We start from the raw sequence: 24,995 nt of genomic DNA on the forward strand, positions 1-24,995 counted from the left end.
GATGCCGCGCCGCAATACGGTCTTTCGCGGCCTGAGCCGCCCCGCAGAATGGGGCGGCTTACCCGTGATCTATCTGCTGGTGATCCTCGGGATGACCATGCTTTCGTTCTTCATGTTCGGGATAGCGCCAGCAATCATTGCGGGTTTTGTTTTCTACACCGGGCTTCGCCTCTTTTACGAATGGGAACCGGCTTTCTTCCGCGTCCTGTCCGTAACCCTTTCCAAAACTCCGCGCACCAAAAACCGCCAGCATCATGGGGGAGATTACTATAATGCCTAAGCCTGCTGCCCGAGGCATGTGGACCCTTGCCCGCTCGTTGATCGAGCCGAGCTGGCGCAAGGATGAAATGAGCCTTTTTCAGATGTTACCGTATGGCTATGTCGTGGACGATGAGGTCATTTCCACACGCAACGGTGGCCTTATCGCCGCTGCAGAAATCACCGGAATCAACGCAAACACGCTGGACGAAAACGAGTTCGAGTTCCTGGCCGAACGGTTTGAGCGTGTGTTGCGCACAACACCCAACGAGGTGGCGTTTTATGTTCATCGACTGACCGTCCCGGCTGAGACTGGTCATGTCATCACAGATCCAACCGGCTTTGCCGGTGCAGTGGCGCAGGCCATGCGCTCAGCGTCCGTCGATGCAGAGCTGAAAGAACGCAAGATCGTCATCAGCGCCATTCTCCAAAAGCGGCAGGATGAGCGGGCAAAACAGATGTTCGGCATGTCGTCTGGAACGATAGACGAGGAACGCCGCGAAATGATCGAACAGCTCGACGGTGTTTTCACAACACTGGCGGGCACGCTGGGCGAAAGCCGTGTGCGTCGGCTGAAGCTCAGCGAGGGGCGTTGGCTCGGCTATTATGGGATGCTGTTGAACGGTCGGTATCAGCCGATCATTCACACGAACATTGCAGAACCCATTGCCTTCAACATGCCGCAAGAGGATGTGCTGTTTCAGGGCAAGACCGGCAATCTGGTCACGGGCGACGATCAGGAACGCTCCATCCGTGTGTATTCGCTGAAGAATTACCCGATGGCGTCGTTCCCCGGCATTTTCGACGGGCTGGACCTGCCGGTTGATGTCGTCATTTCGCAATCCTTCCTGCCGATCAGCCGCGCCCAGGCGCAGGAAATGGAACGCCGCAAGTCGGGACAAATGCGCTCGGCGGGCGACAAAGCGAAGTCGCTTGAAGAGGATTTGTCCATTCTGGCGGACGGTATTGCCTCCGGCACCATGTCACTCGGCAAGCACCACCTGTCGATCTGCGTGTTTGGGAACGAAGAAGATCTGAAAACCGCCGAAAAACACATCATCGGTGAAATTCAGATTTCGGGTGGCACAGTGAAGCGCGAAGCGATGTCGGCCCGTGCGGTGTACTTCGCGCAGCACCCCGGCAATTTCGCATTCCGTCCCCGTGAAGAACTGATTACGGACCAGAACTTTGCAGACATGGTTGCTTTCCACATGCGCCCTAAAGGGTTGGATGCGGAAAAGCTGCCCTGGCCGGGGCCATTGGCGACTTTCCCGACGACACACGGGGACAGCTACGATGTTTCGCTGCACCTTCCCAAGACCAGTAAAGACGCCGAAAACCTGCCCTCCGGCCATACGATCGTTCTTGGACCGAACGGATCGGGCAAAACTGTGATCGCGATGCTGCTGGCGACTATGGCGGTGGCACAGGGCGCGCGGATCATCGCTTTTGACAAAGACCGGGCAATGGAAGCTCCGATGCGGGCGCTCGGTGCGCAGTACACCCGCGTCCGGGTGGGCGAACCCACTGGCATGAACCCGTTTCAGACCGAGACGGATGAGGCTGGGCAAAGCTGGCTCGCCAATTGGGTCATCGCCCTTTTGAGTTATGATGAGCCGTTAACAGCAGAGCAAAAAGACGAAATCACACGGGCTTGCCAAGCCAATGCCACTTTGCCGCCTGCGCTTCAGAACTTCGATTCACTGGTGGAAAGGTTCAGAGCCTTTGATGATGGCAAAGACCTCTTCAAGCGCGCAAGTGAATGGGCTGGCGAAGGCCGCTTGTCCTGGATGTTTGGCGAGGGTGGGTCAGATCCGTTTGCTGCTGGCGACCGTCATCTTGTGTTCGATATTTCCGAGGTTCTGGATGGCGAGTTGGTCCGGTTGGCATGGATCAGCTACGTCATGCGCCAGATCGAGCGCCGCTGTGCCGCGAAAGTGCCCACTGTCTTTGTGATTGATGAAGCCTGGGTGATCGCAGGCAACCCCTACGGCGCGGAAATCCTCAAGAACGCTTACACCACGTATCGGAAGCTGAACGTCATGATGATGATGATGACGCAGATCCCCGATCACATCCTGTCATCAGCAGCAAGCAAGTCTATCCTGGAAAACACCAGCACACAGCTCTTGTTCCCCTCTCGATCCGGCAATGAAGCGGATTACCGGGCAATCGGATTGAACGATTCAGAGCTTGGCGCGCTGAGGGCGCATTTTGGCGACCGCGTAATGCTCATGAAGAAAGGTGATGAGAGTGTTTGGCTCGATGTCGATGTCGGCGCTCTCGGCCCGCTTCTCCGTGTTCTGAGCGGATCAGACGGAAAATCGTTCCCTGATCCTGATTGGCGACAAAACCCCAACTTCTGGAAGGAAATCACATGAAAACCCGCCTTGTCATCGCCCTTGTTGTTCTGGCCGCCGTCTCGGCCTGCACCAGCACCTATTCGGGCTATCGCAGCAAATGCGCCTGCGACTTTGAGCGCATGACCCCCCCTGAAAACTCGGAGCTTGCCTGATGAATATTTCAACGAAATTCCGCACAACCATTGCTGTTTCAGTTCTGGCCGCCCTGCCCGCCCTGGCATCGGCCCAGGGGGTTCCGGTGGTGGACTCGGCGAATATCACACAGAACGCCGCCAACTCAGCCCGCGAAGTCGCGGAAATGGTCCGCCAGCATGAACAGTTGTTGCAGCAATATGAGAAGCTCGAGCAGCAACGCGCCATACTGGAGAACTCCTTCAACGCCATCTCTGGATTGACGGACCTGGATGAGGTCAACAGTCGCAGCTTTTTGAAACTGGCAACAGCAGCTGACACGCTAGGATACGCTCTGGACGCGACCGAAGACACGATCGGCGATCTTCCAGGTGTGGCCGGGCTGGCAATGGAACGCCGATCGATCAACCTGGGGCTGAACAATGGCATCCTGAAAGAGTTCAGCACGTCGGATGTGCCGGCCCGGCGCATTCTCTCGGAGCGAGGCGGCGCTGGCCTGATGGCATCTGCCCTGGGTGAACAGGGCTATGACATGGCGGGCAAACTTTCTGAAGACGCTGAAAAGCTGCGCGGCGAAATCGGCCAGCAGGAAGACCTGAAGGATGCCATCGACTACAACACGGCGGTTCTCCTGAAACTCCTGCAAGTTGAAATTGAAATCTTGCGCGCAACTTCGGCTAATGCTCTGGCGTCGGGCACGGATCTGGCTGCAACCGCAGCTGATCTTTCGACACTCAGCAACTATGTACGAGGAACCTCACAATGAAACTCCGCTCAACTCTTATCCTGACCATTGCAGCAGCCGCCGTTTTGTCGGGGGCTGCATCGGCCCAGGTGAAGCTGCGACCCACACCAAATGTCGATTGGCCTTTTGGCGAGTACCGAGTGTGCTTTGGAAATACGGGTGTCAACAACGTCGCTAAACAGTTTGTTGAAGAAGATCAGGCGCGTATGGCCGATGCTGGTCAGCCAGCGGACAAGCAATATCTTGTAAACAACTGGTCAGTCGTAATCCTCAATGAACAGATCATTGCTGCTCACGAGTATACAGCAAAACAGTGCGAATTGCGAAAGGCCGGTGAAGGGTTCGATACGGATTGCCCACTCGGAAACATGAGCCGTAGTGCTGCGGTGAAAGCTGTTGGTGCGGATAAGCCTGAATTTTGGAACCAACCTTCATCGCAACATGCTGAACTCAAGAAAGAGCAAAAAGCTCGGCTGAATAATCTCGGCCCAGTGTTAGCGGAGGCATGTGGGCCGTGATTCAAGATTTCGTCAGCTCGATTGAAACAGCAATCAACAACTTCTCACAGAACGCCTTCAATAGCCTGGCTGCGGATCTCGCAGCCGGTCTATGGGCCATCGCCGCTCTAATCTTCGTGGCAATGTTGATCAACGGTGTTTTGCAGATCCGAGAGATTGGGTTCGGTGGTTATGTCGGCTGGATCATTCGGGCGACGATCATCATCGGCATGGCCTCAAGCTGGAGCTTCTTTCAGCCGATCTATCAAGGCATCCAAACACTGCCTGACAGCATTGCCGGGGCTCTTACCGGCACAACGAATGTCTGGCAGGCGCTCGATGATATTGCGGACCAGTGCTTTACTATGGGGCAAACCGCCATTGAGAACGCCACATGGGGCCTAAGCATCACCGGGGCTGTTCTCTGGGTAGTCGGGGCAATTATTGTCGCATTCGGGACAGGGATTGCGCTGATCGCCAAAGGCGGAATGGCGGTGCTACTCGGCTTAGCGCCGGTATTCATTGCAACACTGCTTAGCTCAGCAACGGCCAATATCTTCGCGGCATGGGCAAAAACAACTGTGGGCCTCGTCATGGTCATAGTCGTGCTGACAGGCATCGTTTCGCTCATTCAAACACTGTTTGCCGCTGAGCTGGACACCGTTGAAGATGTGAACAACATGAAGGCGAGTGGCCGTTTTCTAGCCGTGTGCATTATCTCAATTGTAATGCTTACGCAGATTCCTTCCCTCGCTGGGGGGATGTCAGGTGCAATTGTATCCGCATCATCGGGCCTAGCGGTTGCGACCGGTGCTGCAGCAGCCGCCAGAAGCGCACTGGGCACGGCAGTTGATGGCGGGCGTGGCGCAGTAGCCGGTGGGAAAACTGCCGCCGCTATGGCCTCCGCAGCCCGCGACGGGACAGGGGTTCGTGATAGCGCCTCGCGCGCGATGCAGGCGCGTCGGGACATTGCACACAGAGCCCGCAATCAGGATGGGGCAGCTCGTCAGAGCTACGCCGCTGACCGTTACCGGCAGAGCATTCGACAAGCTCGCGCCAATAAATCTTCATAAATCGAGGTACAGAGCAAATGTCACACGTGACAGATCACGAAAAAGAACTCTTTCTGGGCGCACGCCGCGATGCCTTCAAATGGCAGGTATTCGGCATGGTCGGTATGGCAATGGGCGTGGCCTCTATGATTGGCTGGGCGATGCTCCTTCCCTTGAAGGAAATCCGGGCGGTGCCATTCTCCATTGATCCGGACACAAAGCTCCCGGTGCTGCTGACTGAAAAGGTCGAAGAACTGGGACCATCTGAAGCGATGGCCTTCCGTGAAGTCGCAAATTATGTGCGCGACCGGGAAACCTATGATGTCCAGGACAACAACGAGCGCCTGAAATCGGTACTGCGTCGTTCTGATGAGCTGGCCGAAACGTCTTACCGCGAACTGTGGGATGGGTCGAACGACAACCATCCGGACGAAATCTATACGCCCAAGACAAAGGTGCAGACCGAGGTTCTGGGCGTCTCGCCGGTCAACGATGAGACGGTGCAGGTCGAGATCCGCAAGTCCCTGATCGTGCCAAACCAAGCAACGGCCTCAGCCCGCTACGTGGTCACAGTGACCTACGGGTTTGAGGAGAAAATCGTGACGTCGATGGATGAGCTTCTGGAAAATCCGTTTGGCTTTGTCGTCACCAATTACCGCGTAGACGCCATGGGGAACATCTGATGCTGCGTAGGCTCAACATACTCACGACCGCCGCTGCAGTCTTGGCACTCGCTACGCCGCTGCTTGCAGAAATCACACCGACGCCAGACGGAAAGAATGCGGATCACCGCATCACGCATTTCCATTACGTCGAGAACCAGGTGTACCGCATCCCTGTGGGTGAACGCCTGATTACCTATGTTCACTTTCCGCAGGGCGAAACCGTCCGCAGCATTGGTGCGGGCGACACTGAAAGTTTTCAGATCACCCGCCTGCAGGAAGGTCGCGTTATCGCGTTCAAGCCGGAAATCCTGAACTCGGATTCAAACTTGACCGTGCTGACCAATCGCGGGAAATACAACTTCTATCTGGTTCCGGCCGAGAGCGCCGCCGAACGTAAACGAGTACCGTTTCGGGTCACGTTCTATAGCAAGAACAACAGCGGCGGGACCACAACGCGTCGTGGCACGGTAGCACGCAGCGAGCCGAAACCAACAGGCCGGTTTGTGAACCAAAACTACTCACGCTCGGGCAAAGCTGACTTTGCGCCGACCGCCGTGTGGGATGATGGCGTTCACACCTATATGCAGATCCCGCAGGATGCGGAACTGCCGGGTATCTTCCGTGTCCTGCCTGATGGCCGCGAGCTGATGGTGAACACCACAGTCAAAGAGCGCGGCATTATCCAGGTGCAGGGCCTTTCCGACCTTTGGACATTGCGCATCGAGGACACGTCGATCTGCGTCCGCAACGATGGTGACAAGCTGCAACAGGCCAGCGTGCGCGGCAAAACGGGCAGACCGGTGACATCGCAGAAGGTCGCGTCTGCCGGGGTCAGCAAGTAATGGACCGGGAACAGACAATCGCAGCACGGGTGGCGGCGGAACAGCCGTCGCAACGTGTCCGGAAGAAGTTCGACCCTAAGAAGCTCTTTGTCGTTGCCATAGGTGGGGCGTTTTTTGTGGGTTTCGCTTGGTTCGTATTGGGCGATGAAAACAAAAGCTCAAACACAGGCGTTCGCGTTGACGCTCTGCAACAGAGTGGTGGTGAGCGTTACGGGCTTTTGACGGCACGAGGGCCAGAGGTCGATGAGCCAAAACCAGAGGCTTTGCCCGAGGAAATTGCGGTGGCAACGCCCGACTCAACTCCACAGCCGGTTGAATTCATTGGGTTTGATAAAGCCTTGAAAACCATCGAGCAACAAAATGGCCGGATTTCAGACCTGCAAGACGAACTGACGGATGCGAAAGTTTCGCTGTCAGAAAAAGACGGTGAAATCGCAACGCTGAACCTGACCAATGAACGCCTGCAGGTCAGGTATGACGAGCGCGAGAAAAAGTTTCAGACTGAGCTTGCCCAGGCGGTTGCGGATGCAGAGGCCCGGGCGCTCGCCAGTATGAGCCACTTGCAGACTACGGGTCTGACTGATGATGAGCGGCGCAGGCTTGAAGAACTCAAGCGGATGCGCGAGCGCCAAAACCAGTCAGACGGCATCGTGTTCGATGAAAACCCACTTCGTAGAAACTGATGGAGCTGACGATGAACAGAACAGCAATCACCCTCGCCCTGGTCACGTTGGCGACAAGCGCGATGGCACAGGAAGCACCCGGTCAAAACTACCAGCCGATCAATGGTGGTTCGCAGCCGGTGATATTTCAGCCCTACCCCCCTGCCCCGCAGCCAGTCCAGGTACAACCGGATGACACCCGTTTGCCTGAAGAACAGCGCGGCTATCAGGAAAACCAAAACACGACATGGCAAAACAATCTGGTTGAAGAATATCCCCCCATCGTCGGGGCCTCGATCATTGACGATCCGTCGCGGACCCTGACGCAAGGCACGGTATTGTCGGCGGTATTCGGTGGCGCGGTCAGCTCGGAGCTGCCCGGTAGTGTCGTGGCGACAATCACACGTGGCGTCTACTCGATGGACGGCACTCGTTTGCTTCTGCCGCGTGGATCGAAGCTCTATGGCGAGTATCGAGCGGATACGACATTGGCGCAAACGCGCATCATGATTGTTTGGAGCCGTGTCATCACGCCTGACGGCCTGTCCGCGCAGATCGGATCGGCGGGCACGGACGGACAGGGCAGAACCGGCGCGACCGGCAGGGTGAACACACACTTTGGGAAGCGGTTCGGAACTGCTGCGCTGTTGTCCATCATCGGCATAGCGCCTGTCGCGCTGGTGTCTGACAACGATAGCAACAACTCGGTTCGCACTGATCTGGCAACACAAGTGGGTTCAAACCTGCAAAACGCCACGGCAGCGGCGCTTGATGAATACCTGCGCATCACTCCGACAGTCTTTGTCGATCAGGGCAGTCGCATCAACGCGATCCTGCAGCGCGACGTTGTGTTCGACAGCTTCTGATGAGCGGACGAAACGGCAATGGCCTTCTGGAACATTACACCAGCAAGATCGAGCATCTGCTGCACGATGAAGGCCTGAGCGAAATTTCTGTGAATCCTGACGGATCGGTCTGGGTCGAAGAAATGGGCACAACGCACATGACCAGGACAGACATCACGCTGAACAGAGACGATGTAGAAAACATCGGGCGCTGCGTGGCCGGTTTCAGCAACGTGACATTCGGAGAAAAGAAACCCATTGCGACGGCCAACGTGCCGACACAGCAGGGCAAAGCGCGGGTGCAGGTCGTGATTCCGCCAGCGACAACCGGCGTCGGGTCCGTGGCGATCCGCCTGCTCCGCGTGAAAACCGTCGATCTGGGCGCGTTCGGCTTCGCCAGCAAAGAGGCGGCGTTGGCAGAAAACAACGATCACAGCGCGCTTGAAAAGGCTCGGGCTGCTCTCGCTGCCGGAACAATGAACTTTGACGAGCTGGCCGATCTTGCGATGCTAAGCAAATGGAACGTGATCATTGCGGGGGGCACGTCGTCTGGCAAAACCACCGTTCTCAATGCAATGCTGAAGCGCGTCGATCCTGGCGAACGGATCGTGACGATTGAAGAAGTGGCCGAGCTGGACATCGAGCAACCCAATTCTGTCGATCTGCTTGCTGACCGTTCAGAAGAAGATGGCCCTCGATCACCAACAAGGCTGCTGGAATCGGCGCTGCGGTTACGGCCTGACCGCCTCGTCTGCGGTGAAATCCGGGGCGACGACGCGAATATGTTCCTGGAACTGGTGAACACCGGCCACGATGGATCTGTCTGCACCATGCACGCCAACTCGCCAGTAGATGCCATTGGACGTATGAGCAAGATGGTGCGTCGCGGATCTCCGACCGTTCAAAAGTCAGAGGTAGTCGATGACATCCGGGCCACCATTCACATGATCGTTCACATGAAGAAAATCGGTGACGAACGGAAGGTCAACGGAGTGATCTTCCCGCCGCTGATGACCGCTGACCAACTTATCTGAAGGCGAAATAGAATGAAAAAATTTGAGTATCGCAATGTCTTGATGCGGGTAGAGGAAAATGCAGGCGAGAAGTTTGCGAAGCTCGGGCAAGACGGTTGGGAAATGGTCGGCGTCGTACCTGCCGAGTTTGGCATCGTGTGCTTCTTCAAACGCGAGCTGACCGATGGCTGAGTTTCAGGATCTACCCAAAGGCAAGAAGGTAGCGATAGCCGGTACTATGGGTTTTATCGCTACCTCGGCTTGCGCGGTGTTGGTGGTCGGGCTGGCTCTCGAATACATCACCACCAGAGGCTTTCGCGGGCTGGACATCTGGGCGATCCCAGAGAAGTTCATGGCACAGCCCGCAGAAACGCAGCAGATAATGGGTCTGGTGGCGGTGGTCGCGGTGGGGGTTTTGACCTTTGCATTCGTGGCGGCTGCGCTGCGTGGTCCCTCAACGAAATACGGTGATGCGAGTTTTGCAAAGGCCCCTCAGCTCGTCCAGGAAGGCTATGCTTCGGTGCTGAAGCTCAAAGACCAACTGGATAGTGAAATCGTGTTTGCAAAATTTGGTGAGCCAAAGGACAAAAACGCGATCTACTACAAACCCGGCCCGAGCGTTCAGAAGCCACACGCGATGTTCATTGCCCCCTCTGGTTCAGGCAAGACCAGCGGCTTTGTGATCCCGAATGTCCTGCGTTTCAATGGGTCTTGCGTCGTCCTGGACATCAAGGGTGAGATTTTCCAGACCACCGGCGCGCGGCGGGCAGCAATGGGCGACGAGGTTTTTGTGTTCGACCCCGAGAACCCCGAGAAAAGCCACAGCTACAACCCTCTGCGCCGCGCAGCACGTGCCGACAATCTGGACCGGCGATGGGAAGAAGTGATTCAGGTTGCAACCCAGATGTTCGACACGCCCAGCTCGTCCGCACAGGGCTTTATGGGTGGTGTCGAAGGCATGTTCTGCGCAATGGCGATGTTGGCGATCAAAAGAGAGCGGCCATACATTTCCGAAGTCCTGCGCCTGGTCAAAACGACCAAGCAAAAGGACTATGAGAAAATGGCTGAAGAAGTTGGATATGCGCGAGCTGCAGATGAGTTTCTGAATCTTGCAGCCGAAGAATCCAAAATCTTGCGATCAACGATTTCGGTTATGCTGAACTCCGGCCTTCAGCTCTGGCGTAACCCGTCAGTGGCAAGAGCCACGCAGGGCAATGACATCAACTTTGAGGATCTGCGTCGGCGCCCCACCTCGATCTACTTTTCTGTGCCAGGGAAAAAGGTCAAAGAGTTCCGGACACTCATTCGCCTGTTCTTCCTCGATCTGGTGAACACCATCGAAACCGTTGAGCCGGGCCCAGATGAGCCGTTCAAGGTTTTGATGCTGCTCGATGAGTTTCAGCGCCTCGGTCACCTTGAGCGTGTCGTTGAAGCCTATGACACCATGCGATCCTTCGGCGGTCGGCTCGTGGTGATTTCGCAAACGCTGTCGCGCCTGCAGGACATCTATGGGCATGAAGGTGTGCGGGCGATGCTGGCAAACGCCGGGACGCAAATGTTTGCGGCGTCCGAAGATTCAGAGGTGCGCGAACACGTGTCCAGGTCCATCGGTGACAAAACGGTCATGAGCAAATCCAAGTCTCGAGCGCTCGGTAAAATGGAAATGGGCAGCATATCGGAACGCGAGGAAGGCATTCGGCTGCTCCGGCCCGAACACGTTGGCCGATTGCCTGAAAATGAGGTTGTGCTGATCCGCGAAGGCAAGATGCCGGTGATTGCTAACAAGATCCGATACTTCGAAGATCCTTATTTCATGCAGTTCCTGGGTGGCGAGAGTCCGAAGATCAAGGGCACGTATCTCGATTTGGCTGCAGAGCAAGCCAGGGACACAGCAAAGGCGTTGGCTGAAGCGAAACCGGCCCCTGCCCCGGTGAAAGAGGTTTCGGAAAAAGATCAGGAGCTTCAGGCGGCATTTGATGCGCAGCGCACGGTCGCAAAGCGGAAAAGCCGGTCAGCGAAAGACATCGCGATGGAGAAAATGAGAGCCAAACGGCCTGAAAGCAGTGCCTCCGCTTGACGGGGGTGCTGTTTCAGTAAATCTCTGCTTTAAGTGGAACCGTTATGTGGGAACGTATTTCAACGGTAGAGTGGTGCCCACCCGCCATCATTAGGTGTCTTGAGAGAGATAAGCCCACGGGCGAGGGAAATCAGACTCGGGTAGTCATGTTCGTGGTTCGAGTCCGCGACGGTTCCACATAACACAAATGACAGGATGACTTTTGATGAGATTGATACTGGCGATACTGCTTCCGTTTGTGGTGTTTTTCACGATCAGAAGGCCATTTCAGGGCTTTTTCTGCCTGCTCCTGCAACTGACGCTGATTGGCTGGATACCAGCGGCCATTTGGGCCGTGTATTCGCTCAGCCAGTACAATACTGACAAAAAGATCAAAGCCGCGACTAAGGATAGGGCATAGGAATGGATCAAATCGAGCTGGACCAGCTACTCGAAGAAATCAAACCTCAAATCGCAGAAATCAACCGGGGCGCTCAGATGATGGACGCTGAAACGGATGAAAAAAAGAAGCTAGTAGGTTCGTCTGTTGTGAACAAAGCTGTGACGAAAATCATTGAGAAGGGCGGTATGCCCCTGCTCAGAGCGGCATTCAATAAGGTGGACCCTGAACGGCAGAGAACAGTAGAGCTGCAGTTATTCGCTGTTTCTGACAAAACCGGTGCAACCTGGCTTCCCTGATTTGTTGACCACCCCAAACAAAGAAAAGCCGCCCTAGGGCGGCTTTTTCATTTGCGATGTATCGCACTCAGTTCTTGCCAGAAGCTCGGCGCATTCGCCGGATACACCGATTCATGATTGTGGTGCGTTCGGCTCGTAGTCTCTTCAGAGCTTCTTCTTTTCGCTTAATCCGCCCGTGCAGCTTTGCAAGACGGACTATTTCCCTCTGTTCCGCAAACCTGAGCCATGCAGCCCGAAGCCCGAATACACTGTCAGGTTGCGGTTTTATGACCTTTTCAGGGGGCGGGTTATTGTGCCCCATCATCGCCGCAAGATGTACAGTTGAATGCGCTCCACAATCGTTTTGGTTTGCCGCCAACATCATTAGCCTCCTGCACCAGAAGTATCAGCCGATGGGCGGGCGACCCGGACCACGCATTGTTCCAATTCAGCAATCTCACTGTTCCCGACAACACATTTCACTACCGCAAGCCGCCACTCAGTAGAGAGGCGCTTTTCTGTGTGCATATTGATTGCGTACCAAGTTCCAGCGGCGGCGGCGAGCAAGATCAGAATGCGAACAATCATCTATTATGTCTTCCGTCGTCAAAGGCTGTGACCATCATCTTCATGGATGAGAATGGCCTGCTCGCGGGTATGGACAATTTCCCGAACAACGGCGGCAATCTTGCTGGATGAGACCTGGTGCAGCTCACCGACAACGGCCTCGGCGCGCTCGTAGCTGTCCGGAACGCCTTGGCGGTTAAAGTGGGCAGCAGCGGTGGAAATGTCCGCGTCGCGCCAAGTCGCCGTTGTGCCGGCTGAAACGCTGTCATGATCGTTGTAGCGGGCCAGGAACTTGTTTCCATCGAGTCCGAAGCTGTTGGCGGTTGCAACAATGTCGTCACGCAATGCCAGCCATTTTTCGGCCTCGGACGGGTCCAGGTTGTCCAACTCGGCCGCATTCATGGATGTGGTGTAACTGTCGTCAGCAACCGTGTACGCCTGCAGGTCGGTGTCGTATGGGCGAAGCTCGGCAACATCGCCCTTCAGCTCTCCGATCTGCACGTCCATTGCAGCACGCAGATGCGGATCTTCGACCGCTCGTGCAAGAGCCCCCATGTTTTCGATGGAGTTCACAATGTCCTTGGTCTGCTGTTCGTAGTTCTCAAAACCGGCCTGCCCCAGAGCGGATTGCATATACTGAACATAGCGCTCACCGGGCGACTGGTAGTCGTCGGAATCCTGAAAACCTTTGTCTCCGGACAGATCCGCAAGGGACGAATAGTAGGGGTGATAAAGGTCGTATTCCTGAGCATCGTTCATGTGCTGAGAAACCAAAGCCTGCATTTCGTTCAGATCAACCGGCTCCCCTGACCGCTCGGCAGCCTCCAATTCGATTTTCAGTTCTTCGACCAGATCTTGTTGCGCCGTATGTTCGTCAACACGGCGGTTGGCCTGGTCCTCGATGTCGAAGCTCTTTGAAGCGATGGCTGCACGATCATAGCCCATCGCCTGCTGCTCTTTCTTGATGATGTCGATCTGCTCTGAAACGCGATCCTCGCGCGGGGCGGATTGATCAAATTTGGAATAGGGTGCGAAGTGTTCGACTTCGTTCAAAAGATAGTCTGTACGCGAAACCATAGTTTTTCCTTTGCGAGTTGATGGATAACTCTGTGATGGATCTGCTTAGAGCGTTGGCGCACTCGTCAGGCAGACCGGGTGAAGTCCTATAGGCTGTGACCGTCATCCTCACCGCGCCCTTGCAGCAGCGGATGTGTTGCGTGGGCGTGAACCTCTGAGAGTTCTTCGGTGATTGCGATGATCTTGGAAGAAGCAAGCCGGTGCAGCTCGTCAACAACGGCCTCGGCGCGGTCGTGGCTGTCCGACAATCCCTGAGCCTGGAAGTGGGCCGCTGCGGTCGAAATATCGTCGCTGCGCCATCCCATTGTTGTTCCCAAAGTGACGTTGTGATGGTCGCCAAAGCGGGCAACGAACGCCTCGCCATCGAGGCCGTAGCTGCTGGCCGTGTCGGTGACTTCCTTGCGGATCGCCGCCCACTGTTCGGCCTCTGGATAGTCGAGGGTATCCATTTCAGCTATGCCCATTCCCATCATCGTTGAATAGCGCCGGTCCTCGATGATGAAGGCTTGAAGGTCTGGATCATTGGTGCGCAGATCCGCGACATCGCCCTTCAGCTCGCCAATCTGAATGTCCGTTGCGACACGCAGTTGCGGGTCGTCAACCGCACGGGCCAGCCCTTCCATCTTGTCGATGGATTGCAGCAATTCTTTGGTCTGAGACTGGAAGTCCTCATAGGCACCCTCGCCCAAGGTGTCCTGCATATAGACCTCGTAGCGGCGTGCTGCCGGGGCATAATCAGCGGACGCCTGGAACTCCTTGTCATCGACAATATCAGCAAGGGCAGACAGATACGGATGGCTCTGTTCGTTGTCCCGCACGTCGCTGATATGGGCGACAACCTGAGCCTTCAGCTCGGGCGTTATTGTTGCCTCAGAACTGCCTAATTCGATGTGTCGCCGCAAGTTGCTCATGACTTCGGGCGACACATAAGACGGGTCTCCAGGCTCGCCATAGTCATCAAAATGATGGGCCTGATCCAGTAGATGTTCCATTCTCGATACCATAGGTTCCTCACTTTCAACGAGTTGGATGGCAAACTCTTCGATCCGGTCTTTGACGGCGTTGGCGCGCTCATCAAACAGATCCGACATTCTTGCGATGGAGAGAGTCATCACATCGGCGGCCATGTCGCGGGCCGTAACTTCGACTTCCGGGGTGCTTTCAACAACCGACATTCCGGCCTGAACTTTCCACGTGTCGGTCTCGACTTCCTGTCGCAAACCGCGCTCAAGACGGGTCGTCGCGGTCAGCTCAATTCCGTATTCTTCGGCAACTTCGACCTGGATAGAGCGTTGAACGTCGATGTTCATTTCACTGCTCATACCCATAGCCAACCACTGCCCATGTTCGACGCCTCGGTTGTTCACAACGATGTGGACATGGGGGTTGTCGGTGTCGTTATGGAACACTGTCAGGTAGTCCCAGGTATCCCCAAAATCACCGCTGCCAAATAGGCGATCCGCGAACTCCAAACCGGCCTCATGAGCGGCGTCCGGATAGGTCCCTTCAGGAAAAGAAACGATCATGTGACGGGTGTAACCGTAGTTGGTTCTCCCGTTGAAATCCTCGGCCCAAGTCTCGATCAAATCACTGACCTGATCCGCATCGAGCGGGGTCACACCGTTGTCTCGGATGTCCAACACGCCCTCTGCTCGGACGGTCAGATAGTTGATCTGGCGGCGCAGCTCATGCGCGTTTTTCACCCCACCTTTGCGGACGTGTTTCACTACCGCCTCGGGCTTTCCAACAACGGCACCCAGCCGCGCCTTGATGGATGAGGCCCGCGAAAGCATGAACTTCATGCGCTTGGCGGTCTGCAGCTGCTGAGTGATCTGCTTAGAACGATCGACACCTTTCTGAGCCTCGCGGAACGCAAGTTCCAGGAAGTCTCCTGCTGTCAGATCACGGGCAGCGGCATTCATTCTTCAGGTGTCCAATCGTCGTCGCGCAAGATCCGGCGAATGGCGGAGTCCGGCTCTCGGTTTCGGCGAGCGGCAGTGATCATCGCCTTCAAGTCTTGCCGGTGCTGGATGATCGCGCGATGGAGATTTTCGACGTCGCGCCGGTCGTCATCCGTCCAGATCACCGAGCCGCGCTTGGCAGATTTCGCGAGCTGGTTGAGGTTGGTGTATCCGCCCTGAACCTGTCGCAAATGCTTCTGCCAGAGATCGACAACACCGGGGTCGGGATCGAGATATCCGATCAGCCGATAGATCAAACGCTGAATGATCTGGTTGCGGCTCTTGGCTCCCAGCACGGTCACAGCCGCTTCCAAACGCTCCAGCGCATCCACTGGCAAACGTACGGAAAAAACGGTGGTGTCTGAGGTCCTGCTCTCGCTCAACTCGCTATCAATCTTTAGTTGTATTTTGATTTGTAACACAACTACCTTATCCTGTCATACTCTCCAAGAGGAAACCGGGGGTGATTTTAGAAATCCGTCATTTCTCAAATTGTCCTCGGAACAGTTTTGCTCTTGGAGGCAATCTCCACGCCGGGAAAAGGGTCCCGCCCCTTTTCCAGCCAGCAGGCGTGGGTGCCGGTGGACCGGCGCAGGGCAATCACGCGAAGCGTGGGCTGCCCGAACAGCGCCCGTCACATACCGGCACGTTCAAGTTCAGTATGGCATTTTTCGCGCGCCTCAGCGCGCTCAGTTTCCCGCCGCCTGCGCGGCGGGTGTGGCAGGGGTACGAGCAGCCGCGCTGCGGTGGGACGGTGCCCCTGCCCGACCATTTGGCCGCGCGCCACGTGTGGCACATATGTGGTCCGGCTTTTGGCCGGAGCAGAAGAAAGGGCGGCTTAAGCCGCCCTGCCCTCATGTCATTCGGTGACGGCATCGTCATCGGTGCGCTTCGGGAAGGCCACCATCTCGACGCCGGGGAACATGTTGTGCTTGACCTGGATCGAGGTGATGTTGCCGGTCTCATCGGTATTGACGAAAAGAACCCCGCACCGATCCCAGAAAGTCTTGCCTTCTTTTTCACCGGTCTTGACGTTCAGTTTCAGAGTTTGAGTTGCCATTGTTTGATCCTCGCTATGGCGTGTTTCGGTGAACATGGAAAAAGCGGGCATCAAGGGGACGTCAGCAGGGAATTTGATCCGCGCGGAATGCGCCGCAGGCGCAGGGGAAATTCCTTGTTGAAGCGCGGTGCCCGGGCCGGGCACCGCGCGTCTTCCCCGACTGCCCGCTTATGTTCATCCCTTCAGAAACACCGCAGCCGAGGATCATCTCCGGCAACGAGGTTGAAACTGTCAGGCCAAGTGAACAGGCAACACTTACTGAGACCGTTGCGCGCGAGTCATCTGAACAAAGCGATACTCTACTATGTGGCGACAACATCACCTCGATCCGACACGGGCGCAGTGCTCAGGCCCAAATGCAGGTGGCCTTTCCGGATCGGTATGACCCTCGAGGCAAAGAATGAAGGATCGCTGGCGATGCAAGCCGCTCTTTCCAATTGGCGGAGGCCAAAACCCGGGCGGTCCGGCCCTGGTCAGCGCACGTGCGGCGCAGGTGATCAGCCTGACTCAATTTGCAATGGCGGAATCTGACCAATATCCACCGCTAAATCTCTGAGTTGCACTTTGCTTCCCGCGCCATACCAAAGGTCGGCTAATTGGGCGCAATGGTTGTTCACTCATCCAAACGCAAGATCATTCCGTATTTCGAATACCCGCTCCAATCAGAACAGGCATGACCTGCTCATCAGATTTGAACTCGAATATCCGTTCGGCCCGAATTGAACCAAGCCTTGCCGCCTCCAGCGCGGCCTTCATTTGCTTCAGCGTCAATCCAAAGCCGTCATCATCTGACGCTTGCCAATCCCATTGCACGAAATGTCCCCCCTTGTTGAGCAAACCCGCCAGCACTGCCACAGCGCCATTGTAGTCTGGGAGAAAGGCGCAAACGGAAGAAGCGCAGATCAAATCGAATTCTGAAAACCCGTTCTCTAATTCCGGAACACCTCCAGCCAGAATGTCTCCGTGAACTGCCCTAACATTTTGCAGTTGCTTTTCCTGCAGGACGGCTATCATATTCTCCGAAGTATCGACCGCGACAACTTCTTCAACATGCGGCGCAATTTTCTCCGCCAGCAACCCGGTGCCACATCCAAAGTCGAGCACGCGCTTGGATCGCCAATTCTTCCCACGAATATCCAGGTGCTCGTCCAGCGTCGTGAAAGCGCAACTCGCATAGCGTCTGACGTCGCTATTGTCGTCCCAACCATCAGCATAGTCGTTCCAGTCATCAGTCATGTTGCTTGCGTTTCCTTGTGGGTTTGCATCGGCTCCGACACATCTGCGCTGAGGCAGACGCATCGATACGAACGCGCGACATTGGCTAGGTTGGCGACAACAGTCAACATGGGTTTAGAACGGCATATGGAGGGAATAGAGGCGACCTCGGCAAGCCTCTGCCTACGATCTTGCACACAAGAAAGAGGCCCCCCGAAGCGGGCCACAAGTTTAACCGAAGGAAAGTCTCGAGGTATTGAACACAGGCTAACGCTTGCGCGCGCGATCGACAACACCGTCGGCTGTGATGGTGGCAATGCGATCCTCGGTACGGCGGGTCATTTCCACCCCGTCCCCTGTCATATGCGCTTCGGCATATTCGGTGAATTTGAAGATGCTGCCATCGGCTTCGACATGGGTTTCATCTTCCGCTGAGCGACGTTTCACCGACCCGTCATGGCGGATTTCAATGATCGTGTTGTCGGCCATACGAACCGTCACAGTATGCTCATCCACGGCCACACCCTGCCACCACATATCCGCATCACGCCGCACAACAATGCGGTTTGGGTGCAGCTTGATCTGCACATCCTGCGCAACCTCCGCGTCAGCGGCTTTGACAACAACAATCGCCTCTTGTGCGTTGGAGTCACTGTGGATCGATGCGCTCCCGTTTTTGGGCGGCCAGAGCTTAGGCTGTTCACGCGGCTTGCCCTTCTGATCCGTATGAAACCCGACAAACATCTGCGCGGATTTCCAGACGCGGCGGACGGCTTTTTCGACTTTGGACTGGGCCGCGTTGGTAGACATGGCGGGTGACCTTCCTGAACGGTTAACTCGCGTGCAATTTTGGGGTGAGCGTCACACCCACCGCACTCAGCACTTTCAGCACTGTGCCAAACTCGGGATTGCCGTTTTCGCTAAGTGCGCGATAAAGGCTTTCCCGAGACAAGCCGGATTTGTCGGCCACGCTCGACATGCCTTTAGCCTTGGCAACATCGCCAAGCGCCGATGCGATCAGAGCCGTGTCGCTGGTTTCAAAAGCCGCTTCAAGATAGGCTTGAATGGCTTCGGGGCTGTCCAGATAGTCAGCCGCTTCAAACTTCGTTGTTTTGACACCCATGTGTTTCACTCCAACTCTCTTGCCATCGCTTTGGCGGTTTTGATGTCAATTTGCTGGGATGACTTGTCTCCGCCACAAAGCAAAACGATCAAAACGTCGCCACGCGATACATAATAAACGCGATACCCCTTACCTTCCGAGATACGCAGTTCACTCACACCTTCACCAACCGGTTTCACATCGCCGGGATTGCCCAAACTCAACCGCGTGATGCGAACCAAAATCCTGGCTCTCGCCCTTTGGTCCTTCAAGCCCTTGAGCCACTTGTCAAACAGGTCAGTCTTACGAATTTCTATCATACCTAAATGTAGCCTACAAGCTACAACCTTTCAAGTGGAAACACCGTAAAGCGTTGAATTAAAATAGAACAACACCGTTGGAAGGCAGGGCGCAAAGCGCCCTGCCCTATTGGGTTCAAAAGCAATCTGGCACCCAAGCATCGATCCGAGCTTTCTGTGCCTCGGTCACACCCAATGCCGCCTGATGCTCAATATCATTGAACAGCTTGTGCAGCCCCTCGTTCTTCGCGCCTTTCTTGGATTTCGCGAAGGCCTTGAACATGTCGGTGTCGACATTAAGGTCCAGCAGGTCTTTGTAGAGATCATCCAGCTGCCAGCCTTTCAGGCGTTTGAAGCAGTTCTCCGCCGACGGGGTCCAGATCGCGCGCATGTCTGCGCCGATCTCAGCCTCGATCTCCGCCATGAACTCCGGGCGCTGGGTCAGAAACCGGCGGGCCAGAAACGCTGTGATCTCTCCATTGCGGGTCTTCTTACCCAGATCACGAAACGCTTTGAACGCCTCCACGCTGCCTAGTGCTGCCATCTCGTGGAGCTGGTTATAAGCTGCTTCCGCCGCCTCATCCCTCTCCCCACCAAGACGCGGATCGAGGATGAACTGGTCGTCGATCTCGGGCGTGTTCCGCTCGGCCCCACCATAGCCAAACCCAAACAGGTTGCTGGTCAGACCGGAGGCCGGGGTGGTGGAGAAGGAAAACAGGCTCAACACATAGTCGGGCTTGTCCAGCAGAGCCGTTTGAATCGCCGCCAGCCGGATCGCCACCATGTCGTCGATGAACTTCTGTGAATAGGCCGGTTTTGGTGCTTCTTTGATCTCTGTTTCCTCGACTGGAGTCAGAACACCAGCCTCAATGGCAGCCTGTACATGTTCCGCCGCAACGTAAGCCGATGATGTTTTGATCTCGCCAGTGTTGCCGACATAGAGAAACACACCGGACAGTTTGCGTTGATCATCGGAATAGAACGGCGCGGCATAGTCCTCGAGCGCTGCAAGTTCCTTTTCGCCCTCCTCATCCAGAGCCTCTGCCTCATAGAGTTCGGCAAGTTCGTCATACCGCTCAGACTGTTCTTCGGTGAAGTCCCGGCTCACCATGTCCAGACGGTGCATGCCTTCTGTGCCTGTGAACCCATAGGGAATGTAGCTTTCCTCATGGGTGTCCACCCACTCCCAGCCTTCTGCTTCGCGCAGCTTTTCTGCTTCTGCTGCCAGTTTCTCGGCAAACAGTTGATCCAGTAGATCGCCGTCATTGAACAGGACCTCATCGGCGAAGAGATCAGCAGTGACGGTGCCGCCTGCCGCAACATAGGCGTCCTGTCCGACAAACACGGCTTTGCGGTTGGAGCTGCTGACGGCCTCAGACGTCAGGGCCTGTTTCACATCATGTTCACTGAACCACCGGCACTCTTTGGCCTGCTGCAGCACGTCCAGAATTTTCTCTTCTTCGGTGCTGACGGTCATCGCCTTGGCCAGCCCCATGCTGATCTCACCCGCCTTGAGCGCGTCCAGTACGGCGGCGGGCAGACTGGACAATGCGAGGCGGCGGCGTACATGGGCTTCGGTCACACCAAACGCATTGCTGATCTTGGCAACAGACAGGGATTTCTCCGCCATCTTGCCATAGGCACGGACCTCGTCCACCGGGTCCAGTTCCTCACGCGCAGTGTTTTCTGCATTGGCCCATTGTTCAGCCACAAAGGGGTTGTCTGTGACCTTCACGGGAACCTGTGCCAGATCAGCGCGTTCGGTCACGGCGATGTTCAGAGCCCGCAGGCGGCGACCACCGGCGACAATTGCGACTTTGCCATCCGCATCGCGTAGGCCGCTGAGGTTCTGGATCAGGCCGCACATGACCAGACTGTCAGCCAGCAGAGCGATGCCGTCCTCGGCAACGTCCTGTCGCGGGTTGATGTCCGATAGGTACAGATCGGACAGAGCGATGGTTTCGATGGTTTCCGGTGCGGTGAATGTTTCGACTTTGCTCATGGGGCAAATCCTTGTTTGAGTGTTTTGCTTCGTGTTAAAGGTGCCCTACCCCTTTCGGGGTAGAGCGGGGCCGCTTAGGCGGCTGCGTGTTGTTTCAAGAAGGCGAGGCCGATCTTGGCGGAGAGACCTCCCTTCTTGACCAGCTCAACGGCTTCGTGCCGTCGTTGCTGCAAGGTTTCCTGACTTATTTTCATCACCCCCTTTCAGGTTGTTGCAGGCATGAACTCACCCGCTGCCCGGCAGGGCATGCTTGCATGTCCCGAGAGGGACCTTTCCTGCGCGGGTTGCGCATGCAGACCCTGCCCGGTTGGGACAGGGTTGGGATCAGTATTCGCTGGGGCACATGATGGTCAGGACTCGGCGCGTCACTGACGTGTCAAACGGACGGTCGGACCCGTATTTGTAATCCGCGTCGTAAAGATCGATTCTCCAGAACAGCTTCTGGCCGCTGATTGTCACCGTTCCGAATGTGTGATCGCCATATGGGTCATTGCCCTCGTCAAACTGGTCATCTGACGCCACTGCAGCCAAAGCGGCGGTTTGGAACTCGATCCCTTCGCCGGATACGCCGGGCGTGACAAACACCTGACCCTGAATGCCTTTGGAGTGCATTTCGATTGCCGCAGTCGGATCGATCAGGGCTTTCCGAAACAGGTCATTCTGGGCTGCAATCTCTGCCGCCTGAAGGCTCGTGTCATTCTCGATGTCTTTTGTTGTTTCAAGGTTCAAAACCGTCTCTCCTTTTGTGGTACGACCTCCGGGGCTGATCCCTTTTGGTGCTGGTTTTGAGCCGAGCCCTGAAAGGGCGTCGTCTCTAAAACCTGCCCCGTGGCGAACGCGGAGAGGGGCGAGACAGGACAAATCGACAAGAGTGGTGCGGCCCGCAGCGCTTCGCGCGAGGACACGGTCTTGTCTATTTGTCTTGTCCGAGGGGGGAGGCCGCGCCTTCCCCCTGACGTCGGGTGGCGTTTGGCTTGTCCAAATCCCGCCTGACCAACAAAAGAAGCCAAAGGATCTTCGATCCTGCGGGAGCGCAAAAAGGATCGTAACCCGAACGGGCAGATCACCGCGGCAGGAAGCGACCATGACCCAAAGCCCCTGCCCCGGCTCGCGAGAGACGGTTCAGGGGCTATTGGCTCAGGGAGATTATGCTGGGGTGTTCTGGGTGGAAGCCGGCCGGCCGGCTGAAACCTAGAGCCCGGTCACGAGACGAAAGGCTCGGGAATTGCCGGGGAAACAAATTGCAACCCGAAGTCACTCACCAATCGGAACGTACCCTCGACGGCGCTTTTGCTTATCGAGTTTCTGGAGTGCTTCAGCAGCCTCGGTTTCATCTTCGTACGTCACCATCATGGCTTGCCCGTTTGTGCCAATACGTCCCCAGGTACGAAGAACGGACACTTCGCCAAACAGCGTTGGTTGCAACTCAATCCCATAGAACCGCGCCATGTTGACGTCCGGGTCCACGTGGATCAGATGGACAGGTGTGGTCGCTGAGAGCCTCATCACCTGATCTTCCGTTTCTAAACCGCAACTGTACTTAGACACCTGGAGCCGCCTCCTGCGCGCGTCGGCAGCAGCCAAAACAAACCAATTATTGGCAGCGTATTGATCTAAGTCCCCTTCCAATACGGCGGTGTTAGATGAGTATCAATATATAGAACTTTGTGTGATTATAGCCACAACATGTTTGCAGTTGAACCCCTTTTATTCTACTATGGGTGATGCCGCCAAGGGGGATTCAGATGTCCGAAACTGCCAGTTCAGAGACACAGACAGCACTGGCTGCAACGGCCAAGCAACTTGCCTATGCACGCAAATTGGCAGAACAACAAAACGTCGTGTTGCCATGGGACATCCAACAAGATCGGCGCGCGATGAGCCAGTGGATTGACACGCAGAGATCGGCGCCTCGCGTTCGCGATACCCAACCCAGTTCCAAGCAGGTGGCGTTTGCGGAGCGCATCGCGCGAATCAAGCGCAGTCCTGTTCCGGACGAGTGCTTTCGGGATCGTTCACTGATGTCCCGCTGGATCGATAGCAATGAGCCCTGAGCGTACCCACGGCAGCGGTAGATTCCTTACATCATCGAAACAATTGTTACGTTGAGAAAGCTCGACCAGTACGGTATCTGACTAACGCGGCGTACCTGGGGGGTTTATTGATTTACTTGAGGGGGTACGAGTTTGGTGCGTCGCGCACCCTCCCACCAGATACTGGCCAAGCTACGCGTATTGCTGATATGAGATCGTCTGCGTTCAAAAGATTGGAGCAGCGCAGTCATGAATATCGACGAGCCAATACTGATAATGTCGGACAAGTGTAAGTCTGTACTTGTCGACGGGTTTCGCTTTGAAATTGAAATCTATCGCTTGGAAAACCAGGGCCGCTGGACATTGGAAGTGACCGACGCAGAGGACGCCAGCTATGTTTGGGACGATAAGTTCAGTTCCGACCAAGACGCATTGGATACGGCTGTGGATACCCTAAACAATGAGGGCGCCCTGGGGTTCATGGGAAAAGACAAAAAGCCTTAGGGTACCGTCAGAGTCCTTTGCTTGTAACCTGCATTATGGGCAAATTAAGTAAGAAGCGCCATGGATGCGTGGAACAACCCTTTGCACTGACGGGCGCAAGCACGCTGCCTATTTAACCTACGCATGCACTTTGTGCAGATCTTACCCAACTATTGCAAAATCGAACATACTGAGTGCCTCAGCAAGTGGGTGTTTGGGCAGCCTTGTCAATGGCAACCAAGCGCTAGCCATTCCTGAGCCACAACAAGACAGTTGCTACGAATTGTGATATCAATATTTGACAATCTAAATGGTGCGCTGCTTGAAAGCTGATCTAAGCCAAAATGCTCTTGAAGCAACCGACTTTCTTAAAGCCATGTCGCATGACGGCCGTCTGAAGATTTTGTGCCTGCTTCTTCATGGTGAGAAATCAGTCGGAGAGATTGAAGAGGCTTTCAGCATGCGGCAGGCCGCTGCCTCGCAGCAGTTGTCTCGGCTTCGTCTCTCTGGGCTGATCGGCGCTCGGCGCGACGGGAAGAACATCTACTACAGGGTAATCGACCAACGAGTATTGGAGATTGTTGCTGTGCTCTACGAGCTATTCTGTGACGAAGTGGGTCAACAATAAGCAGCCAATAGAATGGCAAGGTGCCTTTTGAAACAAGGGGTGAGAAGTCGGTGCCGGGGCAATAGAGAAATTCGTTTAGTACTTTTCCGTCTGTTACCAGGCGGCCGGAAGTTGGCATTCTCCAGGTGATGAGATTTCAAAATTTGGGCGCGAGCCCTTTGACTAATTTCATCTGACTACATCAAATACAATATGCTACCGCCAACTGCCACAAAAACGATTGACCATGTCCGCCAACGGTCAAGCGGTCCGCCGGCCCCTGCCCTGCGCCGCCAGAGCCTAGCGACCAATCCCTTTTTCTCGGCTAAGTCTTGCAGAGATGTGACAAGGGTTATGCCGTTGCTGTGCGTCCAGATGGTTGGCCTCATGACAGCTCGCGCACAATGAAATCACAGTCTCGGTGGACATGCCGGTTTCATAGTCAAAACAGTACTCTTGCCCACAGACTTCCAGCACTTCTCCGCGCTTGGCCAATTGCGAAGCTGTCACCCCGCAGTGATCACAAATCCCGGCTGAGAGCGCCAATTTTAGTTCAGACAGTTCCACTGTCTTCTGAAAATTACATACTCTGTCACTCATAACCGCTTCAAGATTTCACAAAAGGGTGAAGAGGAAAAGTTTGTGAAACAAGAATTCAAGGTATTGTGACTTAGCCCAACGCCTCAGAGGTTTGGCTCTAGCCAATAGATTTTTCCACGCCAGAAAATTGGCCGCGCATAGAAGGTCCGGCTGTGTATTGAAGCGTGCGCACGGGTAGGTA

The 24,995-nt window shown here is 55.5% G+C and carries 29 protein-coding genes; 18 read left to right on the forward strand and 11 right to left on the reverse strand.

Annotated elements, in window-relative coordinates; genetic code table 11:
- Window position 1 precedes the first annotated feature (1 nt).
- The 15 genes from J7394_RS05715 (at window position 2) to J7394_RS05785 (ending at window position 11,829) form a co-directional block, all read left to right on the forward strand.
- On the forward strand, window positions 2-280 hold the full coding sequence (locus tag J7394_RS05715; RefSeq protein WP_209251509.1) for a VirB3 family type IV secretion system protein: 279 nt from the start codon (window positions 2-4) through the stop codon (window positions 278-280).
- Window positions 273-2,639 carry a hypothetical protein gene (locus tag J7394_RS05720; protein WP_170624895.1) on the forward strand — a complete coding sequence of 789 codons (2,367 nt, stop codon included), beginning with the start codon at window positions 273-275 and terminating at the stop codon, window positions 2,637-2,639. The genes J7394_RS05715 and J7394_RS05720 overlap by 8 nt, the downstream gene beginning before the upstream one ends.
- Complete coding sequence (locus J7394_RS05725) at window positions 2,636-2,773, forward strand: hypothetical protein (protein WP_170624896.1); 138 nt, start codon at window positions 2,636-2,638, stop codon at window positions 2,771-2,773. The genes J7394_RS05720 and J7394_RS05725 overlap by 4 nt, the downstream gene beginning before the upstream one ends.
- The gene (locus J7394_RS05730; protein ID WP_170624897.1) at window positions 2,773-3,519 is read left to right on the forward strand and encodes a type IV secretion system protein; all 747 of its coding nucleotides are present in this window, start codon (window positions 2,773-2,775) and stop codon (window positions 3,517-3,519) included. The genes J7394_RS05725 and J7394_RS05730 overlap by 1 nt, the downstream gene beginning before the upstream one ends.
- On the forward strand, window positions 3,516-4,016 hold the full coding sequence (locus J7394_RS05735; RefSeq protein WP_209251510.1) for a hypothetical protein: 501 nt from the start codon (window positions 3,516-3,518) through the stop codon (window positions 4,014-4,016). Before J7394_RS05730 ends, J7394_RS05735 begins: the two co-directional genes overlap by 4 nt.
- Window positions 4,013-5,068 carry a type IV secretion system protein gene (locus J7394_RS05740; RefSeq protein WP_209251511.1) on the forward strand — a complete coding sequence of 352 codons (1,056 nt, stop codon included), beginning with the start codon at window positions 4,013-4,015 and terminating at the stop codon, window positions 5,066-5,068. The genes J7394_RS05735 and J7394_RS05740 overlap by 4 nt, the downstream gene beginning before the upstream one ends.
- A 17-nt stretch (window positions 5,069-5,085) precedes the next feature.
- On the forward strand, window positions 5,086-5,730 hold the full coding sequence (locus J7394_RS05745) for a virB8 family protein (RefSeq protein WP_209251513.1): 645 nt from the start codon (window positions 5,086-5,088) through the stop codon (window positions 5,728-5,730).
- Complete coding sequence (locus tag J7394_RS05750; RefSeq protein WP_209251515.1) at window positions 5,730-6,554, forward strand: TrbG/VirB9 family P-type conjugative transfer protein; 825 nt, start codon at window positions 5,730-5,732, stop codon at window positions 6,552-6,554. The genes J7394_RS05745 and J7394_RS05750 overlap by 1 nt, the downstream gene beginning before the upstream one ends.
- Window positions 6,555-6,835: 281 nt before the next feature.
- Window positions 6,836-7,237 carry a hypothetical protein gene (locus J7394_RS05755; RefSeq protein ID WP_209251517.1) on the forward strand — a complete coding sequence of 134 codons (402 nt, stop codon included), beginning with the start codon at window positions 6,836-6,838 and terminating at the stop codon, window positions 7,235-7,237.
- A gap of 11 nt (window positions 7,238-7,248) precedes the next feature.
- Window positions 7,249-8,082: a TrbI/VirB10 family protein gene (locus tag J7394_RS05760; protein ID WP_209251519.1), complete on the forward strand. Its 834-nt coding sequence runs from the start codon at window positions 7,249-7,251 to the stop codon at window positions 8,080-8,082.
- A complete protein-coding gene (locus tag J7394_RS05765; RefSeq protein WP_209251521.1) occupies window positions 8,082-9,095 on the forward strand; it encodes an ATPase, T2SS/T4P/T4SS family in 1,014 nt (337 codons plus the stop codon). The genes J7394_RS05760 and J7394_RS05765 overlap by 1 nt, the downstream gene beginning before the upstream one ends.
- A gap of 12 nt (window positions 9,096-9,107) precedes the next feature.
- On the forward strand, window positions 9,108-9,266 hold the full coding sequence (locus J7394_RS05770; RefSeq protein ID WP_152460674.1) for a DUF4177 domain-containing protein: 159 nt from the start codon (window positions 9,108-9,110) through the stop codon (window positions 9,264-9,266).
- Window positions 9,259-11,151: a type IV secretory system conjugative DNA transfer family protein gene (locus tag J7394_RS05775; protein ID WP_209251523.1), complete on the forward strand. Its 1,893-nt coding sequence runs from the start codon at window positions 9,259-9,261 to the stop codon at window positions 11,149-11,151. The genes J7394_RS05770 and J7394_RS05775 overlap by 8 nt, the downstream gene beginning before the upstream one ends.
- A gap of 205 nt (window positions 11,152-11,356) precedes the next feature.
- The gene (locus J7394_RS05780; protein ID WP_209251525.1) at window positions 11,357-11,551 is read left to right on the forward strand and encodes a YqaE/Pmp3 family membrane protein; all 195 of its coding nucleotides are present in this window, start codon (window positions 11,357-11,359) and stop codon (window positions 11,549-11,551) included.
- A gap of 2 nt (window positions 11,552-11,553) precedes the next feature.
- Window positions 11,554-11,829, forward strand: a complete 276-nt coding sequence (locus J7394_RS05785; protein WP_209251527.1) for a hypothetical protein — start codon at window positions 11,554-11,556, stop codon at window positions 11,827-11,829.
- Window positions 11,830-12,414: 585 nt separating this feature from the next.
- On the opposite strand, the gene J7394_RS05790 is transcribed toward J7394_RS05785, so the two are convergent.
- From J7394_RS05790 to J7394_RS05840, 11 genes are all read right to left on the reverse strand, one after another.
- Window positions 12,415-13,452 (reverse strand): hypothetical protein, encoded by a 1,038-nt coding sequence (locus tag J7394_RS05790; RefSeq protein WP_209251529.1) that lies wholly within the window; start codon window positions 13,450-13,452, stop codon window positions 12,415-12,417.
- 86 nt (window positions 13,453-13,538) lie between these two features.
- Entirely contained in the window at window positions 13,539-15,374 is a 1,836-nt protein-coding gene (locus J7394_RS05795) for a relaxase/mobilization nuclease domain-containing protein (protein WP_209251530.1), read from the reverse strand.
- Window positions 15,371-15,796: a hypothetical protein gene (locus tag J7394_RS05800; protein ID WP_209251531.1), complete on the reverse strand. Its 426-nt coding sequence runs from the start codon at window positions 15,794-15,796 to the stop codon at window positions 15,371-15,373. The genes J7394_RS05795 and J7394_RS05800 overlap by 4 nt, the downstream gene beginning before the upstream one ends.
- A gap of 476 nt (window positions 15,797-16,272) precedes the next feature.
- Complete coding sequence (locus tag J7394_RS05805; protein ID WP_209251532.1) at window positions 16,273-16,473, reverse strand: hypothetical protein; 201 nt, start codon at window positions 16,471-16,473, stop codon at window positions 16,273-16,275.
- Window positions 16,474-17,106: 633 nt separating this feature from the next.
- Entirely contained in the window at window positions 17,107-17,709 is a 603-nt protein-coding gene (locus J7394_RS05810; protein ID WP_209251533.1) for a class I SAM-dependent methyltransferase, read from the reverse strand.
- Between the two features lie 246 nt (window positions 17,710-17,955).
- A complete protein-coding gene (locus J7394_RS05815; protein ID WP_209251534.1) occupies window positions 17,956-18,498 on the reverse strand; it encodes a hypothetical protein in 543 nt (180 codons plus the stop codon).
- A 22-nt stretch (window positions 18,499-18,520) separates the two neighbouring features.
- Window positions 18,521-18,811, reverse strand: a complete 291-nt coding sequence (locus tag J7394_RS05820; RefSeq protein ID WP_209251535.1) for an addiction module antidote protein — start codon at window positions 18,809-18,811, stop codon at window positions 18,521-18,523.
- Window positions 18,812-18,816: 5 nt separating this feature from the next.
- Entirely contained in the window at window positions 18,817-19,110 is a 294-nt protein-coding gene (locus J7394_RS05825; protein ID WP_209251538.1) for a type II toxin-antitoxin system RelE/ParE family toxin, read from the reverse strand.
- A 115-nt stretch (window positions 19,111-19,225) separates the two neighbouring features.
- A complete protein-coding gene (locus tag J7394_RS05830) occupies window positions 19,226-21,091 on the reverse strand; it encodes a ParB/RepB/Spo0J family partition protein (RefSeq protein ID WP_209251540.1) in 1,866 nt (621 codons plus the stop codon).
- A 324-nt stretch (window positions 21,092-21,415) separates the two neighbouring features.
- Window positions 21,416-21,820 carry a DUF3768 domain-containing protein gene (locus J7394_RS05835; RefSeq protein ID WP_209251542.1) on the reverse strand — a complete coding sequence of 135 codons (405 nt, stop codon included), beginning with the start codon at window positions 21,818-21,820 and terminating at the stop codon, window positions 21,416-21,418.
- Window positions 21,821-22,345: 525 nt separating this feature from the next.
- Window positions 22,346-22,597: a WGR domain-containing protein gene (locus J7394_RS05840; RefSeq protein WP_209251544.1), complete on the reverse strand. Its 252-nt coding sequence runs from the start codon at window positions 22,595-22,597 to the stop codon at window positions 22,346-22,348.
- A gap of 239 nt (window positions 22,598-22,836) precedes the next feature.
- Between J7394_RS05840 and J7394_RS05845 the strand changes: the two genes are divergently transcribed.
- The 3 genes from J7394_RS05845 to J7394_RS05855 all read left to right on the forward strand — a co-directional run bounded on the left by J7394_RS05845 (window position 22,837) and on the right by J7394_RS05855 (window position 24,235).
- Complete coding sequence (locus J7394_RS05845; protein WP_209251546.1) at window positions 22,837-23,145, forward strand: hypothetical protein; 309 nt, start codon at window positions 22,837-22,839, stop codon at window positions 23,143-23,145.
- Window positions 23,146-23,373: 228 nt separating this feature from the next.
- Window positions 23,374-23,628 carry a hypothetical protein gene (locus tag J7394_RS05850; protein WP_209251548.1) on the forward strand — a complete coding sequence of 85 codons (255 nt, stop codon included), beginning with the start codon at window positions 23,374-23,376 and terminating at the stop codon, window positions 23,626-23,628.
- A gap of 301 nt (window positions 23,629-23,929) precedes the next feature.
- The gene (locus tag J7394_RS05855) at window positions 23,930-24,235 is read left to right on the forward strand and encodes an ArsR/SmtB family transcription factor (protein WP_371811953.1); all 306 of its coding nucleotides are present in this window, start codon (window positions 23,930-23,932) and stop codon (window positions 24,233-24,235) included.
- Window positions 24,236-24,995 lie beyond the last annotated feature (760 nt).

This window comes from Ruegeria sp. R13_0 (genome assembly GCF_017743995.1).
In the GTDB taxonomy this organism is placed as follows: domain Bacteria; phylum Pseudomonadota; class Alphaproteobacteria; order Rhodobacterales; family Rhodobacteraceae; genus Ruegeria.

What these genes read in the sequence shown, in the direction of transcription:
- J7394_RS05850 (WP_209251548.1), top strand. Translation starts at nt 23,374, where the DNA reads ATGAATATCGACGAGCCAATACTGATAATGTCGGACAAGTGTAAGTCT.
- J7394_RS05825 (WP_209251538.1), bottom strand. Translation starts at nt 19,110, where the DNA reads ATGATAGAAATTCGTAAGACTGACCTGTTTGACAAGTGGCTCAAGGGC.
- J7394_RS05830 (WP_209251540.1), bottom strand. Translation starts at nt 21,091, where the DNA reads ATGAGCAAAGTCGAAACATTCACCGCACCGGAAACCATCGAAACCATC.
- J7394_RS05820 (WP_209251535.1), bottom strand. Translation starts at nt 18,811, where the DNA reads ATGGGTGTCAAAACAACGAAGTTTGAAGCGGCTGACTATCTGGACAGC.
- J7394_RS05780 (WP_209251525.1), top strand. Translation starts at nt 11,357, where the DNA reads ATGAGATTGATACTGGCGATACTGCTTCCGTTTGTGGTGTTTTTCACG.
- J7394_RS05750 (WP_209251515.1), top strand. Translation starts at nt 5,730, where the DNA reads ATGCTGCGTAGGCTCAACATACTCACGACCGCCGCTGCAGTCTTGGCA.
- J7394_RS05735 (WP_209251510.1), top strand. Translation starts at nt 3,516, where the DNA reads ATGAAACTCCGCTCAACTCTTATCCTGACCATTGCAGCAGCCGCCGTT.
- J7394_RS05765 (WP_209251521.1), top strand. Translation starts at nt 8,082, where the DNA reads ATGAGCGGACGAAACGGCAATGGCCTTCTGGAACATTACACCAGCAAG.
- J7394_RS05720 (WP_170624895.1), top strand. Translation starts at nt 273, where the DNA reads ATGCCTAAGCCTGCTGCCCGAGGCATGTGGACCCTTGCCCGCTCGTTG.
- J7394_RS05730 (WP_170624897.1), top strand. Translation starts at nt 2,773, where the DNA reads ATGAATATTTCAACGAAATTCCGCACAACCATTGCTGTTTCAGTTCTG.
- J7394_RS05725 (WP_170624896.1), top strand. Translation starts at nt 2,636, where the DNA reads ATGAAAACCCGCCTTGTCATCGCCCTTGTTGTTCTGGCCGCCGTCTCG.
- J7394_RS05775 (WP_209251523.1), top strand. Translation starts at nt 9,259, where the DNA reads ATGGCTGAGTTTCAGGATCTACCCAAAGGCAAGAAGGTAGCGATAGCC.
- J7394_RS05745 (WP_209251513.1), top strand. Translation starts at nt 5,086, where the DNA reads ATGTCACACGTGACAGATCACGAAAAAGAACTCTTTCTGGGCGCACGC.
- J7394_RS05770 (WP_152460674.1), top strand. Translation starts at nt 9,108, where the DNA reads ATGAAAAAATTTGAGTATCGCAATGTCTTGATGCGGGTAGAGGAAAAT.
- J7394_RS05715 (WP_209251509.1), top strand. Translation starts at nt 2, where the DNA reads ATGCCGCGCCGCAATACGGTCTTTCGCGGCCTGAGCCGCCCCGCAGAA.
- J7394_RS05845 (WP_209251546.1), top strand. Translation starts at nt 22,837, where the DNA reads ATGTCCGAAACTGCCAGTTCAGAGACACAGACAGCACTGGCTGCAACG.
- J7394_RS05810 (WP_209251533.1), bottom strand. Translation starts at nt 17,709, where the DNA reads ATGACTGATGACTGGAACGACTATGCTGATGGTTGGGACGACAATAGC.
- J7394_RS05795 (WP_209251530.1), bottom strand. Translation starts at nt 15,374, where the DNA reads ATGAATGCCGCTGCCCGTGATCTGACAGCAGGAGACTTCCTGGAACTT.
- J7394_RS05815 (WP_209251534.1), bottom strand. Translation starts at nt 18,498, where the DNA reads ATGTCTACCAACGCGGCCCAGTCCAAAGTCGAAAAAGCCGTCCGCCGC.
- J7394_RS05840 (WP_209251544.1), bottom strand. Translation starts at nt 22,597, where the DNA reads ATGAGGCTCTCAGCGACCACACCTGTCCATCTGATCCACGTGGACCCG.
- J7394_RS05805 (WP_209251532.1), bottom strand. Translation starts at nt 16,473, where the DNA reads ATGGCAACTCAAACTCTGAAACTGAACGTCAAGACCGGTGAAAAAGAA.
- J7394_RS05760 (WP_209251519.1), top strand. Translation starts at nt 7,249, where the DNA reads ATGAACAGAACAGCAATCACCCTCGCCCTGGTCACGTTGGCGACAAGC.
- J7394_RS05785 (WP_209251527.1), top strand. Translation starts at nt 11,554, where the DNA reads ATGGATCAAATCGAGCTGGACCAGCTACTCGAAGAAATCAAACCTCAA.
- J7394_RS05790 (WP_209251529.1), bottom strand. Translation starts at nt 13,452, where the DNA reads ATGGTTTCGCGTACAGACTATCTTTTGAACGAAGTCGAACACTTCGCA.